The following is a 14629-nucleotide window of genomic DNA, read 5'->3' as shown; positions in this document are numbered from 1 at the left end:
ACCCTTAGCTCCAGAAGAACTAAGGGTTTTTGATGCTATTCGAGTGAAAGTACCCACTCAGCCATTGCTGGTACGTTCTCTTCAGGGACAAGTCCAGCTGGCATTGTTCCTTTACCGTTGATCAGAATCTCTTCAATTTCTTCTTGCGAAAGTGCTGTGCCTACAAGTGATGGGCCGACTCCGCCTTCATAGCTTGAACCGTGGCAAGAAACACAGCTTGCTTGTGCTGTAGCTTCCGGGTCGAAGTCGCCGCTTGCCGCTTCTTCTCCGCCTTCGCCTTCAGCTGCTTCTTCTCCGCCGCCTTCTTCTGCCGCTTGTTCTTCAGCAATTTCAGCTTCATTGCCGACTCCTTCCAATGACAGGAAGAAAATCAGGCCAATACCGAAAGCCATGATTAAGATATAAGGTACAATTGCATTCTTTTGCATCCGTAACCCTCCTTCTACTGTGTTCTGCTTGATGATAGTATAAGTATCATTCATTATTGTACTGTATTATCCAGTAAACGAAAAGCCATAACGAATAATAATTGCCGTATTGTGACAAAATCGGTAAATTCGAAGGATTCAGTTGACGGCATCGAACAAGCAGTTAAAGCTTCACAGTTTTGCAAATCCGATCAGCAGCCGACAAGGCGTGAAATGACCATGCGCTGCACTTCAGATGTCCCTTCACCGATCTCCAGGAGCTTGGCGTCGCGCATATAGCGCTCCACTTCATATTCCTTCATATAGCCATAGCCGCCATGGATCTGGATCGCTTCGTCCGCCACTTCCATCGCCATCTCGGAAGCATACAGTTTCGCCATGGACGCTTCTTTTGTAAACGGGCGCCCTTGGTCTTTCAACCATGCCGCTTTATAGACCATATTGCGGGCGAGTTCAATCTTCATTGCCATATCGGCCAATTTGAATTGCGTCACTTGGAATTCCGACAAAGACTTGCCGAACTGCTTGCGCTCTTTTGCGTAAGCGAGTGCTTTATTGAATGCGCCTTGTGCAATCCCGACTGCCATCGCGGCGATGCCGATGCGCCCGCCATCAAGCGTCACCAAGAATTGCTTGAAGCCTTCTCCACGTTTGCCGAGCAGGTTTTCTTTTGGCACACGGACATTTTCCAGTACCAATTCCGTTGTATTGGATGCGTTCAAAGCCCATTTTCTCGTAATTATCGATGATCGTGAAGCCTTCTGCGTCCGTCGGCACGATGATCGCACTGATTTCTTTTGCCGTCGTTCATGCCGGTGATGGCCGTAATCGCCAAATGCTTCGCATGGCTTGCGTTCGTGATATATACTTTCGATCCATTGATGACCCAGTCGTCCCCGTCTTCTACTGCACGTGTCTCTGTTCCCCGGCATCCGATCCGGCATTCGGTTCAGTCAGACCGAACGCGCCGAACGATTCCCCAGAACAGATCGGCGTCAAATACTTCTGTTTTGCTCTTCTGTGCCGAACAGGCTGAGTGGAGCTCCACCGAGTGAAATATGGGCGGAATATGTGATGCCTGTTGAAGCGCAGACGCGGCTCAATTCTTCTGTGACGATGGCAAAACTTGTCGAATCCGCTCCAGCCCCGCCATAAGCTTCATCAAACGGCAAGCCCATCATCCCCATGTCGGACAGCTGCTTGAAGGCCTCTTTCGGAAATTCTTTCGTGCGGTCTCGGTCGACGGCACCTGGTGCCACTACTTTATCGGCGAATTCTCGCATCGTCTTCTTGATCATTTGCTGTTCTTGTGTCAAATCGAAATTCATATCTTACATCCCTTTGCTATGAATACGCTTACAATATTCATTATATAGCTAAAATTCCGACACAAGCAAGGCATAACGGAAAGTTATTCCAATATGCCGTTGTGCGGATGGAAAACATACTTGTTCACCAAGGGCTACGCCACTATCGCGATTGTATTTAAACACAAAAATCCTTCCAGGCTTTTGGCCCGGGAAGGATTCATTCAGTTTATTCCAAGAAATCTTTCAAGCGCTTGCTGCGCGATGGATGGCGCAGTTTGCGAAGTGCTTTCGCTTCGATTTGGCGGATGCGCTCGCGCGTCACGCCGAATACTTTACCGACTTCTTCGAGTGTCCGCGTGCGGCCGTCATCCAAGCCGAAACGCAGGCGCAATACATTTTCTTCTCTGTCAGTCAATGTGTCGAGCACATCTTCCAACTGCTCTTTCAGCAATTCATAAGCTGCATGGTCAGATGGCGACTGTGCATCGGAATCTTCGATGAAATCTCCCAAATGCGAATCGTCTTCTTCACCGATCGGTGTTTCAAGCGATACCGGTTCTTGGGCGATCTTCAGGATTTCACGCACTTTCTCAGGCAATAGATCCATCTCTTCGCCGATTTCTTCCGGTGAAGGTTCGCGTCCAAGGTCTTGCAACAGCTGGCGCTGTACGCGGATCAGTTTGTTGATCGTCTCGACCATATGGACCGGGATGCGGATGGTCCGCGCCTGGTCGGCGATGGCGCGCGTAATGGCTTGGCGGATCCACCACGTGGCGTAGGTACTGAATTTAAAGCCTTTCGAGTAGTCGAATTTCTCGACTGCTTTGATAAGCCCCATATTCCCTTCCTGGATCAAGTCCAAGAACAGCATGCCGCGGCCCACATAGCGTTTCGCAATCGAGACGACGAGACGCAAGTTGGCTTCTGCGAGGCGTTTTTTCGCTTCCTCGTCGCCTTGTTCGATCAATTTCGCAAGGCGCACTTCTTCTTCGGCCTTCAATAGGTCAACCCGGCCGATTTCTTTCAAGTACATGCGGACCGGATCGTTGATTTTGACGCCTGGCGGAACGCTCAAGTCGTTCAAGTCGAACTTCTCTTCCGTCGGCTTCATGAGACGATCCAAATGCTCTTCATCATCACTCTTGCGTTCGAGTTCGATGCCGTGCCCTTCCAATTGATCAATGAATTCCTCTACTTGGTCCGATTCCATTTCAAAAATAGCCAATTTATCGGCAATCTGTTCGTAGTTCAATTCTCCGGTTTTTTTCCCTTGTTCGATCAATTGCTTTTTCGCGTCTTCTACACTTGCTTCCGGGCCTTCAGCAGGCAACGGGATGCTGTTTGTTACGACTTCTGTTTGGCGTTCGGATTTCTCAGCCATACAACTTCCTCCTTTAGAAAAAACCGGAATAATCTACAATGATTTCCGTAAAGCAATCACTTCTTGTGCTAGAAGCAAAGCGCGCTTCAAATCATGCTGTTTTTCCGCTACTTTTGATTGCTGGATTTTTAAATTGATTTGTTGCTCGATACGGTGCTTGTTCAAATGCTTCAGGCAATCTTCGATCTCTTCTTCCGGATGTTCGGGATCTCTTTCGGCCATGGCCGTCTCCATCACTAACTTCCGGAGCTCCTGATCCGTTAGGGTTTCCAGGAACTTATGGAAATCCGCTTTTCCCATTCCTCATAAAACCGAGCAACTGAACGTAAAGCGCCTGGTATTCTTCACTGATGAACGGGATGGTTTCCACTTCACGGGCAAGCTTGTCCATCACGGCCGGGTCTGCAAGCGCGTGTGCGAACAGCAAGCGTTCTGCGCGGTGCAGCGACGTAATTTTCTTCTGCTCCCTTTTCGGGGCTGCCTGTACTGATTCAGCGGCTTTTGGCCGGCTGCGTTCGATGCTGCGTGTTTCTAAGCGCCTGTACTGCTGCAATATGGCTTCTTCCGAGAGTTCGTTTCTGCCGACAGCTGCTTAATATACAAATCCCTTTCAACAGGAGAGGATTTACCGGCCAATAATTGGAGCACCTCTTGGATATATTGAAGGAGATCGTTTTCATATTGAAAGTTCTTATGGCGGCGCGCATGCATCATCGCGAATGCGATAAAGGTTTGCGGCTTTTCGATGACGTTCTCCCGAAAAGCATCGGCGCCGTTTTAGCGGACATAGTCGTCGGGGTCCATGCCATTCGGCAGCACCGCAATCCCGACTTTGAAATTCGCTTCCTCAAGCGGCACCGCCGCCCTTTGGCCGCTTCCCATCCGGCATCATCACCATCAAAGCAAACGACCACTTCCTGCGCAAAGCGCTTCATTTGGCGGATATGCTGCGATGTCAGCGATGTCCCCATGGTCGCGAGCGCATTGTCGATGCCAGCCTTTCCGGCAGCAATGACATCCATGAATCCTTCAAACAGGACAATTTTCCGGTTTTTCCGGATGGCCCCGCGTGCTAGATGAACATTATAAAGAACTTGGCTTTTTTGGAAAATCGGTGATTCTGGGCTATTCATGTATTTCGCTTCCTGCTTCGACTGCTCAAGGACCCTTCCCGAAAACGCAATGGCCTTGCCGTTTTCGTTCATGATCGGAAACATGATCCTGCCGCGGAAACGGTCGAACCAGCCATCGGATTTCTCACGCTTGATGGCTAGTCCGCTCGCTTCCAATTGTTCATCATCGTAGCCTTTTCTGCGAAGGGCAACTTCCATATAGTTCCATTCAGGAAGCGCCCAGCCGATCCGGTATTTTTCGATGATTTCCTGGGTGAATCCCCGATTCTCCAAATAATCAAGAGCTGCTTGCCCTTCTTCCGTATTCAGCAAAATGTGATGATACATATCTGCAGCGAATTCATGCATCAAAATGAGCGGATCGTCATTTCTTGCCTGGGCCGCCCCTTTGCCTTCGCCTGGCTGGACATCGATTTCAATCCCTGAACGCTCGCCGAGTTTGGCCAGCGCTTCCTGGAAGCTGATGTTTTCGATATCCATCAAGAATGTGATGGCGTTGCCGCCAGCCCCACAGCCGAAGCAATGGAAAATCTGCTTATCGGCTGTCACAGAAAAGGACGGTGTACTTTCCCCGTGGAAAGGGCAGAGGCCAAACCAATTGCGGCCTCTTTTCGTCAATTGGACATATTCGCCCACGACGTCCACAATATCCGCTTTGGAACGGATTTCTTCGATCACTTCTTCAGGAATTCGATTGGACACCTTATCACCATCTTTATTTGCTTACTTTACTTTATTCGTTGAAATCCATTAAAATCCTTCAAATTTCGACAAAAAGATGGGAAAGCTCATCATGTTGTTATTAAGCTTTAGCCACAATTCTTCATTATAAAACGTTTTTGTAAAATCCATAGAAAGGCGTAGAAAACGGTCTTTCTATTATACAAGATAAGAAAACCGCCCTGATAGGCGGAATCCTCTTATTGTTTCTGCAGTTTTCCGAGAATTAAATTCGCAGTTTCCTCAACGGCGCGGTTGGTGACGTCTAGCGTTTCACAGCCGATGCGGTCGACCACTTTGCGGAAATGGACAATTTCTTCATGGATGCGGTCCAATTTTGCATAATTGGCATCATCGTTCAAACCGAGCGCAATCAAACGCTCTTTGCGGATATTGTTCAATTTCTCCGGCGAAATGACCAAACCGAAACATTTTTTCGGATCCACGTCGAACAGCTCATCCGGCGGGTCCACTTCAGGCACTAACGGCACATTGGCGACTTTCAGCCGTTTATGGGCCAAATACTGCGATAATGGGGTTTTCGATGTTCTCGACACCCCCACCAAGACGATATCCGCAAGCAAGATGCCGCGTGGGTCGCGCCCATCGTCGTATTTGACCGCAAATTCGATCGCTTCGACTTTCTTGAAATAATCATCGTCGAGCTTGCGCACCAGCCCGGCTTCACCGATCGGTGCCGAATGCAGCTCTTCTTCTAGCGCATCGAGCTATGGGCCCATCAAATCGATCGCTTTGATGCCGTGGCGCGCAGTTTCACGTTCAACGAAATGGCGCAACTCTTTGGATACGAGCGTATAGACGATCACTGCCCGCTGCCCTTCCGCCAGTTTGATGATCTCCTGCAAGTGTTCGATGGAATCGATGTACGGGAACCGTTTCAAGACGGCATTTTGTTCTGTATTTAAGTATTGGCTGATGGCCGCTTTCGCGACAAGCTCTCCAGTTTCGCCCACCGAATCGGAGACGATAAAAACACGCAATAAACTCATATTCTGCACCTCACAGTTCGTGGTTTTCCGAAAGGGACAAAAATGCCCGCGTAATATTGGTCTTTGTCAGCCTGCCGACGACCTTATACCCTTCCGGTTGTTCTTCGACGACCGGCAATGCGTCGATTTGCTGGTTGATCAGCCGGTTTGCAGCCTGTATGAGCGAATCATTGCGCAAACAATAAGTGATATTCGGCATGCGCGTCATGATGATATGTACAGGAATTGCATTCAAGTCCTGATTGCCGAGGCTGGTGCGCAATAGATCTTTGCGCGACAGGACACCTGCAAGGCAGGATTTTTTATCCACAACAAAAAGCGTCCCGACGTCATCCAGAAACATCTGGCTGATGGCATCGTATACGCTGACATCTTCCCTGACTACGACAGGGATTGACTGGAAATCCTTCACTTTCATATTGTTCATCGTATCGGTTATATCCTGGCCTGGTTTCTTGCCCGAATAAAAATAGCCGACACGCGGCCTGGCATCTAAAAAGCCTGCCATCGTCAAAATTGCCAGATCCGGCCGGAGCGTTGCACGCGTCAAATTCAGACGGTCTGCGATTTGCTCACCTGTAATCGGGCCATTGCCTTTGACGATCTGTAAAATTTCCTCTTGCCGCTTATTGAGTTCGATTGGACTCACCGCCTCAAATTCAAATATGTTATACTCAATACCAATTATTATATACTATTACATGCCATATTGCGAAGAAAAGATTGCCATGATACAATAATCGGGAATCAAATAATGGCAATGATGGATCGATAAGTACCGCGCATAAAGCGAGCAGGGATGGTGAAAGCCTGCAAAGCGGGAAACGGCAATCCGGAGCTATAGGTAATGCGAGCGGGCTGGACTTTCAGCCAATCGAGGTGGAACCGCGGGTAACGTACTCGTCCTCGGACATTTGTCCGTGGCGTGTGCGATTTTTTTATTTTATGGAGGTAATGAAGATGTCAATGGAAAAAGTAGTATCATTAGCCAAACACCGGGGATTCGTCTTCCCGGGCTCTGAAATTTACGGCGGGCTCGCCAACACGTGGGATTATGGCCCACTCGGCGTCGAGCTGAAAAACAATATCAAAAAAGCATGGTGGAAGAAATTCGTCCAGGAATCCGTCCATAACGTCGGACTAGACGCTGCCATCCTGATGAACCCTAAAACTTGGGAAGCATCCGGCCACCTCGGCAACTTCAACGACCCGATGATCGATTGCAAAGCCTGCAAATCGCGTCACCGTGCCGATAAGCTGATCGAAAACGCATTGGATGAAAAAGGCATTGAGCTGATTGTCGACGGCTTGTCGTTCGAGCGCATGAAAGAATTGATCGACGAACATGAAATCACGTGCCCGACTTGCGGCAAAGCTGATTTCACTGAGATCCGCCAGTTCAATTTGATGTTCAAGACTTTCCAAGGCGTTACTGAATCATCGACGAACGAAGTGTATTTGCGCCCGGAGACGGCACAAGGGATCTTCGTCAACTATAAAAACGTCCAGCGCTCGATGCGCAAGAAAATGCCGTTCGGGATTGCACAGATCGGCAAGAGTTTCCGCAACGAAATCACGCCAGGGAACTTCACGTTCCGCACACGTGAATTCGAGCAGATGGAGCTTGAGTTCTTCTGTAAGCCAGGCGAAGACCTTGAATGGTATGCGTACTGGCGCGACTTCTGCAAAAACTGGCTGGTCGAGCTGAACATGGGCGAGGACAATATGCGCTTGCGTGAGCACGACGCGGATGAGTTGTCCCATTACTCGAACGCCACTGTCGACATCGAATATAAATTCCCATTCGGCTGGGGCGAACTGTGGGGCATCGCTGACCGCACCGATTTCGATTTGAAGCGCCATATGGAATATTCGGGCGAAGATTTCAATTACATCGATCCACAGACCAACGAACGCTACGTGCCATATTGCATCGAACCATCACTCGGCGCAGACCGCGTAACACTCGCTTTCCTTGTGGATGCATTCCAGGAAGAAAGTTTGGACAATGATGATACACGCACCGTGTTGAAGTTCCACCCGGCACTTGCGCCATACAAGGCCGCGGTATTGCCTTTATCGAAAAAACTTTCTGAAGGCGCGACGGAAGTATTCGCAGACCTTGCGAAGCATTTCATGGTCGATTACGACGAATCCCAGTCCATCGGGAAACGCTACCGCCGCCAGGATGAAATCGGTACGCCGTTCTGCATCACCTATGATTTCGACTCGGTCGAAGACGGTGAAGTAACCGTGCGCCACCGCGATTCCATGGAACAAGTGCGCATGCCGATCAAAGACGTGCAAGCGTATATCGAACAGCATATCCAATTCTAATCCAAAAAAGACATCCCGAGGCTAGTCGCCTTCAGGGATGTCTTTTTTCGGTTCCGGGAAAAATTCCGGCGTCCGCTCGAGCTGCTCGAGAAACGAACGCGACTTGAGCCGGATGCCTGCCTGTTCCTCGTAAATGGTCCGGACGATTTGCTTGAGCAAAGTTTTCGACTCTTTCTTCAAGGTCAATGCCCCGACCCGTTCGATCGGCACGAAATAAAACGTGCGGATCAATTTCACGAGCGCCGGGCTCAAGCGGATGATGTAGCGGTCAAGATGGAAGCAGCGATGGCACAAAAAGCCGAGTTCCTGGAAAGAGAATGCGAATTCCCCTTCCGTCGCCCCGCAATTGGCGCATTCGTGCAAAGTCGGGGTCAGCCCCGCCACGCGCAGCATTTTCCATTCGACAAACAAGGTGATCGCTTCCGGGTCATAGCCGTCCGAAATCGCATGGAGCGCTTGATACAGCATATCGTAGATGGCCGGCTGCGGCTCATCCTGCTCCGTGAGACGGTCGATCAGTTCTGTGACGTAGCTCGCGTATGCTGTGGCCATGATGTCCTCGCGGATATGGCGCAGCGACTCCAATTGGTCGCCTGCCTGCAAAGTGCCCATGCCACGGCCTTTATAGATTGAGAAAACGCCATGTGTGAACGGCTGCGTGATGGCTGCCAGGCGGCTTGCAGGCTTTTTCGCCCCACGCGCCATGCAAGTGATTTTCCCTGCTTCTTTTGTGAACAAGGTGACAATTTTATTCGTTTCCCCGTAGGGACGCGTTCGGATGACAATGCCTTCGAGTTGGTTCTGCATGAGCCAGGCTCCTTAGTATTCGTCGTCTCTGAAACCGAAATCACGGAGATGCATTGCTTTATTGCGCCAATCTTTCTGGACTTTGACCCAAAGCTCCAAATATACTTTCGTGCCGAGCAAGTTTTCGATATCCTTGCGCGCACGCGTGCCGATTTCCTTTAAAAGCACGCCTTTTTTGCCGATGACGATGCCTTTTTGGGAATCGCGTTCGACCATGATCGTCGCCTGGACGCGGATCATGTTTTCGTTTTCTTCATCCTTGGCAATTTTATCGATGACCACAGCGATTGAGTGCGGGATTTCCTCGCGCGTCAAATGCAAGGCTTTTTCACGGATCAATTCCGAAATGATGAAACGCTCCGGATGGTCCGTCACTTGGTCGGACGGATAGTATTGCGGCCCTTCCGGCAAGCGCTCTTCGATTTTCGCGAGCAAGTTCTCGACATTATTGCCCTGCAAGGCGGAGATCGGAATCGCTTCAGCGAAATCGAATTCGTTGCGGTAGGATTCCACGATCTTCGGCAGATTGTCCGGATGCACTTGGTCGATTTTGTTGAGCACCAAAAATACCGGCACATCGATTCCTTTTAGCATATCGAGCACATAACGGTCCTGTTTACCGATGCGGTCCGCTGCACTGACGACAAATAGCAGCACATCCACTTCACGGAAGGTGTTTTTTGCGACTTTCAGCATGAAATCCCCAAGCTTATGTTTCGGCTCGTTGATTCCCGGCGTGTCGATAAAGACCATTTGGCTGTTTTCGTTCGTTACGACACCCTGAACTTTATTGCGCGTCGTCTGCGGCTTATCGCTCATGATGGCGATTTTCTGCCCGACCACACGGTTCAAAAAGGTCGATTTCCCTACATTCGGACGGCCGATGATTGAGATGAATCCTGATTTATATCCGTTATTTCCTTGATGCATAGTCTAAATCCCCCGTTGTGAAGGCGCCCGGAAGCAATTCTGCGATGGTCGTCTCAGACACCGCTCCTTCTAGATTCGTTAAATAAACCGGCATGTCCGGCGCACAAAATTCCACCAGCACTTGGCGGCATGCCCCGCACGGCGCGACCGGTCCTTTCGTATCAGCAGCCACTGCCAATGCTTCGAACTGCTTGACGCCTTCCGATACAGCCTTGAAGACAGCTGTGCGTTCTGCGCAATTGGTCAGCGAATAACCGGCATTTTCAATATTGCATCCAGTATAGACTTTGCCATCCTTGGATAATAGCGCCGCCCCTACCGGGAATTTCGAATACGGCACGTAGGCATTGCCGCGCGCCGAGATTGCTTGTTCCATCAATTGTTGTTTGTCCATTTTCATCACTCACTTTTCTATGATCACAGCAGCATCCAGCTGCCGGACGATGTTTAAAACCATTTAGGCAAAAAGATCAGCAAACCGATTATAGCACTTGTCACAGCAAATACCAAAACGGCTCCTGCTGCCATGTCTTTCGCTTGCTTCGCCAGCGGATGGCGCTCTGCAGTGACGAGATCGACGGTCCGCTCCAGCGCCGAATTAACCAGTTCAAGCGCCAACATGCCGCCGATCAGCACAATCACCAGCATCCACTCCGTGCGGTCGAGACCAGTCCAGATTGCGGCGATCAAGACAACCACTGCCGAGACCGCATGTACTTTCATATTCTGTTCCCGCTTTATGGATGTGCCAACCCCTTGCGCAGCAAAACGGAATGAGGATAGAAACCTACTCAGCTTCATGCGCATCACGCGTAACGCCAAGGGAAGCTAAAATTTCTTCCTGTCTACCAAACATTTCCTTTTCATCCTGCTCATTCATATGGTCGTAGCCGAGCAAATGCAAAAATCCGTGCACTGCCAAAAAGCCGAGTTCGCGTTCGAAGCTATGCCCGTATTCCTCTGCCTGGAGCTTGGTGCGCTCCACAGAGATGATGATATCCCCTAGCAGGCGCGGGCCTGTTTCACCGATGATGGCCACTTCATCTTCCCCTTGTTCTTCCATTGAAAAGGAGATGACATCCGTTGCCTGGTCCTTCTCCCGGTAATCGCGGTTGATCGCACGGATCGATTCATCATCCGTAAATGTGACCGATACTTCCGCTTCTCCTGTTTCTTCATGCTGTGCCGCATGCTCCAATACCTTGCTCACAAAGGCAAGCGCCTTGTCATCCAATTGTTCCGTTTCGTCTATGAAATCGATTGTCAGCATCGCTTTCCCTCCTCCATTAAATTATTTTTTATCATCGGGATAGGCGATCCTCGAATGGAAGATCCCGTTCAAAGTTTCGCACATGACGCTCTTGACCCGTTTCAGTTCTTTTAACGTTATATCACATTCGTCAAACTGTCCATCTTTCAATTTATCTTCCGTGATGGAATCGACCATCTTGCGGATCTTTTCCGTACTCGGTGATTCCATCGAGCGCACCGCCGCTTCTAAGCTGTCGGCCACCATGATGATGGCAAGCTCCCGCGTCTGCGGCTTCGGACCCGTGTAGCGGTATTCTTGCTCGGGCAGCTCCTCGTTATGCTCTTTCGCTTTATAATAGAAGAACTTCAATAAAGTCGTGCCATGATGCTGCTCTGCAATATCGATCAATTCTTTCGGCATTTTCTGCTTGCGCAAAATCGCCGCCCCGTCTTTGCCGTGCGCCAGAATGATGTCACGGCTTTGTTCCGGACTGAGTTGATCATGCGGATTGCCATGTGATTGATTTTCAATAAAGTACTGTGGGTTGATGGTTTTGCCGATATCGTGGTAATAACAGCCGACCCGCGCAAGCAAGCCATTCGCCCCGATTGCTTCGCACGCCGCATCCGAAAGGTTTGCCACCATGACACTGTGGTGGTAAGTTCCCGGCGTCTCGGTTAAAATCTTTTTCAGCAAAGGATGGTTCGGATTCGACAATTCGAGCAGCTTCATCGTCGATAGAATGCCGAATGCCGTTTCAAACAGCGGCAATAAACCGGTCGCAAGCGTCCCGGACAAAAGACCGGCTGTCAGAGCCGCTGCGACGTAGAAAGCAATTTCTTCCACCGTGTACTGGCTTTGGTTCATCAGCAGGTAAAATGCCACATACAGCAAATGGACGCCGCCGACTGCCAAGCTGATCGGCAAGATGCGGATACTTCTATGGCCATTACGTATTAAGTATATCCCCGTCAGGCCGCCAAACAACACATACAAAGCGGAATCCATCTGAAAAACGCCGGCATAGCCGCTTTGCAGCATCATTCCTGCACTGGCGCTAAGCAAAACCGTCACATAGACCGCTGTCCGCTCATCGATCAATAAACGCACCAAAATGCCGGCTAATGCTGTCGGGTAGATAAAATCGATGACCACCTCAAAATTGCCGCTGATGATTTCGAGCAGCTTCATGATTGCCAAAGACAAAGCGAAGACGACAAAAACAATCGTCAGCCGAATGGCTTTTTTAACGCCTTCGACTTTGGCGCTCTGCAACACCAGCAGCAATAAGCCCGCCGCGATCAGCACAAACAAGCTCAAGGCAAACACTGGACGGTAATTCGATTGCTGCTCGGTCATTCCCGCCAGTTCAAGCTGGCGGTAGACTTCACGGTCGATCAATTGGCCTTCCTGGATCAGGACTTGCCCCTGCAAGATGCGTGTCGGCTCGACACTCGCCCGCGCTTGTTCGGTTTGTTGCTCCGTCAATTCTTCATTGATGAGTTCATTCGGGACAATATTGGCCCTGGCAATCGCCGCTGCCGCCGGAATCGCAGAAGCAGGCACCTGGTCGTCCCCGCGGATTTCCTGCTCGGCTGAATTGCGCGCTTGCGTAAGCCCGGCCTCGCGGAGCGGATCCTGCAGAACTGCCAGCACCTGGTTGCGCACTTCACGTTCAACGCGCATAAGCACATCATCTTCCAATGCGAGCAGCGACAAGAGCATGTCGTCCGTCAAGCGAAGCCCGTTTTCATTTTGTTCGAGCAGGCGGATCGATTCACGAAGGCTGCTTAAAGCCTCATCTAAATTACGCGGATCCGGTTCATCCTCGTCGTCCGCTTCAGTTGTCCGCTTTGCTTCCAGCACATAGCCAAATAGCGAATCGACGACTGCTGCCTGGTTATCGGCGATTTCTTCGATATACCGGTAGCTCGGCTGCACTTCCGCTGCTGCCCGCTCGCGTTCAAGTTCTGTCCTCACCGGGTCTTCAACAGTTTTTGCCGCCCGTATCGTCTCCTCGGACAATTGGAATAATTCCACTTCATATGTATCGGTTGCCATCGTATCGTATAAAAATCCAAACATGAGCAGCGCTGTCATGAAACTGATGCCGATCAAGACTACAGGAGCCCCGAACCGCAAATAAATGCGCCTGATCCATCCCGCCATTTGACCACCTCACTATTCTTCTTTCATCATACCAATACCTCGTGCTTTTTTCATCGCCCCTTACAAATTAATAACAATTTCATGGACCTGGATGCGCTATTTGCTTATTCATTTTGGTGATAAACATGAACATAAACCCATTGGAAAAACTTTCAAATAAAAAGAACCAGCCTTAACTAGGCTGGTTCTCGTAAGCTTCGATAATTTTTGAGACGAGCGGATGGCGGACGACATCGCCTTTTTCCAGGTACTGAAATTCAATGCCTTTGACGCCGTGCAAATTTTTCTCTGCAGCGATCAACCCGGACTCCGCCCCGCGAGGCAAGTCAATCTGGGTTTTATCGCCGGTGACGATCATTTTCGAGTTAAAGCCGAGGCGCGTCAAAAACATTTTCATTTGTGCTTTCGTCGTGTTCTGGGCTTCATCCAAGATAATGAACGCTTCTTCAAGTGTCCGCCCTCTCATGTAAGCGAGCGGTGCCACTTCGATCGTTCCGCGTTCAATTAGGCGGTTGGTCTGTTCTTGACCGATGACGTCATGCAATGCGTCATATAAAGGGCGCAAATACGGATCGACTTTTTCCTTCAAGTCGCCCGGCAAGAACCCGAGGCTTTCTCCTGCTTCAACTGCAGGGCGCGTCAAGACGATCTTTTTGACATGGCCGTTTTTCAAGGCTTGCACTGCCAACACGACGGCTAGATAGGTTTTTCCGGTTCCGGCCGGGCCGATCCCGAAGACCATATCGCTTTTTTTGATGGCGTGGATATAATGGCGCTGCCCAATCGTTTTGGCGCGGATGGAACGGCCGGTCGCACTGCGTGCCACTTCTTCATCGTAAAGTTCAGCGAAATATTCAATCGTCCCGTTTTTCGCCATTTCAATAGCCGACACGATATCGCGCTGGTCGATATTGATGTTTTTGCGGATAACTTTCAATAATTGCTCCAACAACAACTTTCCGGTCTGTCGGCCTTCTTCGGACCCTTCGAGGCGAATCACTTCGCCGCGCGTGATGATGTGTATATCAAAACTCTCTTCGATCAGCGACAGATGGCTGTCGGATGTGCCGAGAAGCAGGACTGCTTCGTTCGGGTCTTTCACATGCAATTCGAGTAGGTTGTTTTCTGTCATTTAGACGCTCCTTGGATCGT

15 protein-coding genes and 2 pseudogenes are annotated in these 14629 nt (G+C 50.0%); 1 reads left to right on the top strand and 16 read right to left on the bottom strand.

Features of this window, described 5'->3' with window-relative positions:
- Positions 1 to 35 precede the first annotated feature (35 nt).
- The 9 genes and pseudogenes from cccA to CW734_RS08970 all read right to left on the bottom strand — a co-directional run bounded on the left by cccA (position 36) and on the right by CW734_RS08970 (position 6631).
- On the bottom strand, positions 36 to 428 hold the full coding sequence (cccA, locus tag CW734_RS08995; RefSeq protein WP_101190224.1) for a cytochrome c550: 393 nt from the start codon (positions 426 to 428) through the stop codon (positions 36 to 38).
- A 191-nt stretch (positions 429 to 619) separates the two neighbouring features.
- Positions 620 to 1756 (bottom strand): annotated as a pseudogene (locus tag CW734_RS08990) (acyl-CoA dehydrogenase).
- 208 nt (positions 1757 to 1964) lie between these two features.
- Complete coding sequence (rpoD, locus tag CW734_RS08985; protein ID WP_058380923.1) at positions 1965 to 3119, bottom strand: RNA polymerase sigma factor RpoD; 1155 nt, start codon at positions 3117 to 3119, stop codon at positions 1965 to 1967.
- Between the two features lie 33 nt (positions 3120 to 3152).
- Positions 3153 to 3419 (bottom strand): hypothetical protein, encoded by a 267-nt coding sequence (locus CW734_RS19975; RefSeq protein ID WP_442956960.1) that lies wholly within the window; start codon positions 3417 to 3419, stop codon positions 3153 to 3155.
- Positions 3397 to 3672: a hypothetical protein gene (locus CW734_RS19970; RefSeq protein ID WP_442956959.1), complete on the bottom strand. Its 276-nt coding sequence runs from the start codon at positions 3670 to 3672 to the stop codon at positions 3397 to 3399. Before CW734_RS19970 ends, CW734_RS19975 begins: the two co-directional genes overlap by 23 nt.
- Positions 3651 to 3830: a hypothetical protein gene (locus CW734_RS19965; protein WP_442956969.1), complete on the bottom strand. Its 180-nt coding sequence runs from the start codon at positions 3828 to 3830 to the stop codon at positions 3651 to 3653. Before CW734_RS19965 ends, CW734_RS19970 begins: the two co-directional genes overlap by 22 nt.
- Positions 3830 to 4954, bottom strand: a complete 1125-nt coding sequence (gene dnaG, locus CW734_RS19960; protein WP_442956958.1) for a DNA primase — start codon at positions 4952 to 4954, stop codon at positions 3830 to 3832. The genes CW734_RS19965 and dnaG overlap by 1 nt, the downstream gene beginning before the upstream one ends.
- Positions 4955 to 5172: 218 nt before the next feature.
- Positions 5173 to 5982, bottom strand: a pseudogene (locus CW734_RS08975) (pyruvate, water dikinase regulatory protein).
- A 10-nt stretch (positions 5983 to 5992) separates the two neighbouring features.
- Positions 5993 to 6631: a transcriptional regulator CcpN gene (locus CW734_RS08970; protein WP_101190223.1), complete on the bottom strand. Its 639-nt coding sequence runs from the start codon at positions 6629 to 6631 to the stop codon at positions 5993 to 5995.
- Between the two features lie 311 nt (positions 6632 to 6942).
- Here CW734_RS08970 and CW734_RS08965 point away from each other — a divergent pair, with 311 nt between their 5' ends.
- A complete protein-coding gene (locus CW734_RS08965; protein ID WP_101190222.1) occupies positions 6943 to 8319 on the top strand; it encodes a glycine--tRNA ligase in 1377 nt (458 codons plus the stop codon).
- A 21-nt stretch (positions 8320 to 8340) separates the two neighbouring features.
- Here the strand turns inward: CW734_RS08965 and recO are convergent, their stop codons facing one another.
- The 7 genes from recO to CW734_RS08930 all read right to left on the bottom strand — a co-directional run bounded on the left by recO (position 8341) and on the right by CW734_RS08930 (position 14609).
- Positions 8341 to 9126 (bottom strand): DNA repair protein RecO, encoded by a 786-nt coding sequence (gene recO, locus CW734_RS08960; protein ID WP_101190221.1) that lies wholly within the window; start codon positions 9124 to 9126, stop codon positions 8341 to 8343.
- A gap of 12 nt (positions 9127 to 9138) precedes the next feature.
- A complete protein-coding gene (gene era, locus CW734_RS08955; RefSeq protein ID WP_058380929.1) occupies positions 9139 to 10056 on the bottom strand; it encodes a GTPase Era in 918 nt (305 codons plus the stop codon).
- Positions 10040 to 10450, bottom strand: a complete 411-nt coding sequence (locus CW734_RS08950) for a cytidine deaminase (RefSeq protein WP_101192171.1) — start codon at positions 10448 to 10450, stop codon at positions 10040 to 10042. The genes era and CW734_RS08950 overlap by 17 nt, the downstream gene beginning before the upstream one ends.
- A gap of 53 nt (positions 10451 to 10503) precedes the next feature.
- Positions 10504 to 10857 (bottom strand): diacylglycerol kinase family protein, encoded by a 354-nt coding sequence (locus CW734_RS08945; protein ID WP_101192170.1) that lies wholly within the window; start codon positions 10855 to 10857, stop codon positions 10504 to 10506.
- Positions 10844 to 11326, bottom strand: coding sequence for an rRNA maturation RNase YbeY (gene ybeY / locus CW734_RS08940; protein ID WP_101190220.1), 483 nt, complete (start codon positions 11324 to 11326; stop codon positions 10844 to 10846). Before ybeY ends, CW734_RS08945 begins: the two co-directional genes overlap by 14 nt.
- A 21-nt stretch (positions 11327 to 11347) precedes the next feature.
- Entirely contained in the window at positions 11348 to 13477 is a 2130-nt protein-coding gene (locus CW734_RS08935) for an HD family phosphohydrolase (RefSeq protein WP_101190219.1), read from the bottom strand.
- Positions 13478 to 13649: 172 nt separating this feature from the next.
- Positions 13650 to 14609 carry a PhoH family protein gene (locus tag CW734_RS08930; protein WP_101190218.1) on the bottom strand — a complete coding sequence of 320 codons (960 nt, stop codon included), beginning with the start codon at positions 14607 to 14609 and terminating at the stop codon, positions 13650 to 13652.
- Positions 14610 to 14629: the final 20 nt, after the last annotated feature.

Source organism: Planococcus sp. MB-3u-03 (assembly GCF_002833405.1).
Classification (GTDB): domain Bacteria; phylum Bacillota; class Bacilli; order Bacillales_A; family Planococcaceae; genus Planococcus.
This window is presented reverse-complemented; position numbering and strand designations above follow the sequence as displayed.